General features: G+C 66.6%; 2 protein-coding genes and 1 pseudogene. All 3 read left to right on the forward strand.

What is annotated here, in order from left to right:
* Positions 1-789: pseudogene (locus tag D769_RS18610) on the forward strand (pilus assembly protein); the annotation flags it as partial.
* 1 nt (position 790) lies between these two features.
* Positions 791-2,107, forward strand: a complete 1,317-nt coding sequence (locus D769_RS30720) for a CpaF family protein (RefSeq protein ID WP_008648144.1) — start codon at positions 791-793, stop codon at positions 2,105-2,107.
* Positions 2,100-3,026, forward strand: a complete 927-nt coding sequence (locus D769_RS18625) for a type II secretion system F family protein (protein ID WP_040011126.1) — start codon at positions 2,100-2,102, stop codon at positions 3,024-3,026. The genes D769_RS30720 and D769_RS18625 overlap by 8 nt, the downstream gene beginning before the upstream one ends.
* The last annotated feature ends 147 nt before the right edge of the window (positions 3,027-3,173 follow it).

Below are 3,173 nucleotides of genomic sequence, written 5' to 3' on the forward strand. Positions count from 1 at the left end.
GGCGTGGGCGTCACCAGCCTGGCCGTGAATCTCGCGGCGGCCGCACGCCGCGGCGCGCAGGCCGAGGTGCTGCTGCTCGATCTGGGATTGCCGGCACGCGACGGCGCCCTCTATTCCAACGTCTCGCCCGAGTTCCATTTTGTCGAAGCGGTGCGCAACCTGCGGCGCTTCGACCAGGTGTTCGTCGATACCGCCATCGTGCGGCATGCCAATGGCATGTCGGTGCTGCCGCTGCCAGCCAGTCTGGCGGAGATGCGCGACATCTCGTTTTCCGAGGCCATGGCGCTGCTGGACCGGCTGCGCGAGTTCTTCGATCTCCAGGTGGTGGACCTTGGCGGGTTCTCGAACGCCGAGTTCATGGCGCAGATCGTCAAGGCTGCCGATACCGTGGTGCTGGTGGCCGAGCAGAGCGTCGGTGCGATCGTCTCCGCGGCAGAGCTGCTGCAGGAGCTGAAGAAGCGCGAGGTCGAGCGCGATGACCTGCATCTGCTGGTATCGCGCTTCGACGCCGAACTCGGGGTCGATGCGGAACAGATCGCCGAGCGGATCGGCGTGGCCTCGGTGGGCGTGCTGCCCGAGCGGCGCGCCGCGCTGTTGCAGGCCGGGAATCGTGGCGTCCTGCTGGCCGACCAATCGCCGGCGGACCCCTATGTGCGCGCTATCGGCGTGCTGTTGGAACGACTGGGATTCCGCGAAGGGCAGGTGCCCGAGCGCAGCGTCCTGGCCCGGATCAAGGAAAAGTTGCCCCAGGTGCTGCGCCCGGTGCGCGCCGCAAGGGTAGGAAACTGACATGACCGACGCAATCGAATTCTCGGACAACGCTGCCGCCCCGTTTCCTGTTTCGCAGGAGTTTCACAATATCAAGGAGGCCGCGCACGAACACCTGCTCACGCGCATCGAGGAGCTTGGCGCCGAGTTCGGGCGCTGGTCGCGCGTGGCCATCCAGCGTTTCGTCGATCTGGAGCTGGAGAGCTTCACGCGCCTGCGCCGCATTCCGATCAACGAAGCGGAGCTGCGTCAGATTTCCGAGGCGCTGACCAACGAGCTGGCGGGCTTCGGGCCGATCGAGGATCTGCTCAACGATCCGGCGGTGGAAGATATTCTCGTCAACGGCCACATGGACGTCTACGTGTCGCGCCACGGCGTGCTGGAGCGGATTCCGGTGCGCTTTGCCGATGGCGGGCACTTGCTGCGCATCGTGCGGCGGATCCTGGCGCCGATTGGCCGCCGGCTGGACGAATCGAATCCGATGGTCGACGCGCGCCTGCCAGACGGTGGTCGTATCAACGTGATCATCCCGCCGCTGGCACTGGAAGGTCCGGTCGTCTCGATCCGGAAGTTCCGCAAGGATCCGCTGACACCGCTCGATCTGCAGGAACTCGGCACGATGAGCCCGGAGATTACCGAGCTGCTTGATGCCGCTGTGCGCGCGCGCTGCAACATCCTCGTGAGCGGTGGCACCAGTTCAGGCAAGACGTCGCTGCTCAACGCGCTGGCCACGTTCATCCCGTCCACCGAACGCGTGATCACGATCGAGGACACGGCCGAACTGGCGCTCAATCACCCGCACGTGGTCCGGCTCGAGAGTCGCCCCGGCGGATTCGAAGGTACCGGCACCGTGACGATCCGCGACCTGCTGCGCAACAGCCTGCGGATGCGTCCGGACCGCATCATCGTAGGCGAAGTGCGCGGCGGGGAGGTGCTGGAAATGCTGCAGGCGATGAGCACGGGCCACGACGGCTCGATGGGCACGATCCACGCCAGCAGCCCGCGCGAATGCCTGTACCGGCTGGAAATGCTGGCCGGGTTCGCAGGCTTCCAGGGCAGCGAAGTCAGCCTGCGCCGCCAGATCGCCAATGCGATCGACTTCATCGTGCAGATCGGCCGTCTGTCGAATGGCCGGCGCCGCATCCTGTCGATCACGGAAGTGACCGGGCTGGGCGACAACATCATTTCCACGCAGGAGCTTTACCGGCACGAGCCGGTGCAGAACCCGGATGGCACCGAAAGCGACCGCTGGCAGTCGCTTGGCATCCTGCCGCATTCGCCCAAGCTGGCGCGGATGCGGCCGGCCAACTTCGCGCTGGATGACCGCTTTGATCTCTAGCGCCAGCCTCTTCATTGCCGCGCTCGCCATGATCATGGTCGGGCTGGGCCTGCTGATGCTCGCCGCCGCACGAAGCCGGTCGCGCGCCGAGGACGCCCGCGCGCACCTGACCGCGCAGACGGAGCAGGTACGCGCGCGCTACGCAACGGTCAGCGACCCGACGCCGCAATCGGCCGCGCGTGATCTGGGCCGACGCTGGGACGACCTGATGCGGCGGGCGGACCTGAAGCCCACGCGCCGCACGTATCTGGTCGTGAGCGTCCCGATGGCGCTGGCCGTGCTCGGTGGCGCCATCGTGGGTGGTGGCATCGGCGCGGGGGCCATGCTGGTCATGGTACTGATGCTGCTGTGCTTCTTCGTCTGGCTGCGTATCCGCAGGATCAAGGAAAAGATGCTGCGCCAGTTGCCCGGATTCCTCGATGGCGTGGTGCGGCTGATGACCATCGGCAGCAGCGTGCCAGCCGCTTTCCAGAATTCGGTGGCCAACACCGAACCGCCGCTGCGTCAGTGCCTGGTGCAGGTGATTCACTTGCAGCGCGCGGGCAAGGAGCTCGATCAGGCCGTGCTGCAGATGGGCCGGGCCTACGACCTCGACGAACTCGTGATCGTGTCGTCGGTGCTGCGGCTCTCGCAGCGCTATGGCGGCCGCGCCGACGTGGTGATGGAACGCACCGCCACCTTCATGCGCGATCGTGAAGAGGCGCAACGCGAGTTGATGGCGCTCTCGGCGGAGACACGTATGTCGGCGTGGGTGCTGGGCCTGCTGCCGCTAATCGTGGGTGGCGGCATGTTCGTTTTCAACGCGGGCTACATCCTGCTGATGTGGCGTGACCCGGGCGGCAAGGCGATGCTGCTGACGGCGGCCGGGCTCGAGGTGGCAGGCGCGTTCCTGCTCTACCGGCTCGCCCGGTCGATCTAGAGGCCCGCCATGGACGTGTTCACACTGATCTCGATCAGCCTGCTTGTCGGCGCGGTGGCGATGATCCTGCTGGCGTGGCCGCTGCTGCAGCAATGGCGGCAGCGGCGCGCCGCCACGCGCACGATCGACGAGGCGCTGGTGCGGCAG

The organism is Cupriavidus sp. HMR-1 (assembly GCF_000319775.1).
GTDB classification, from domain to species: domain Bacteria; phylum Pseudomonadota; class Gammaproteobacteria; order Burkholderiales; family Burkholderiaceae; genus Cupriavidus; species Cupriavidus metallidurans.

What these genes read in the sequence shown, in the direction of transcription:
- D769_RS30720 (WP_008648144.1), top strand. Translation starts at nt 791, where the DNA reads ATGACCGACGCAATCGAATTCTCGGACAACGCTGCCGCCCCGTTTCCT.